The following is a 230-nucleotide window of genomic DNA, read 5'->3' on the forward strand; positions in this document are numbered from 1 at the left end:
GTTCAATTATTTACCCTCGTTGTCTTCAACCGCACGTCTTATCATTTCTAAGATCGGCTCAATTTCAGAGTACTTTGTTTTATAAGCGGCTTTATTCACCACCAAACGTGTACTGATCGGTGCGATTAACTCTCGCGCCTCAAGACCATTCGCTTTTAAAGTATTACCTGTATCAACAATATCAACAATAAGATCTGCTAAGCCCATAATAGGCGCAAGCTCCATCGCAC

1 pseudogene is annotated in these 230 nt (G+C 41.3%); it reads right to left on the reverse strand.

The window, feature by feature from the left end:
- Window positions 1–6 precede the first annotated feature (6 nt).
- Window positions 7–230: pseudogene (gene hisG / locus AAEZ03_RS29140) on the reverse strand (ATP phosphoribosyltransferase); the annotation flags it as partial.

Source organism: Pseudomonas sp. HY2-MNA-CIBAN-0224 (assembly GCF_040310285.1).
Classification (GTDB): Bacteria; Pseudomonadota; Gammaproteobacteria; order Pseudomonadales; family Pseudomonadaceae; genus Aquipseudomonas; species Aquipseudomonas helleri.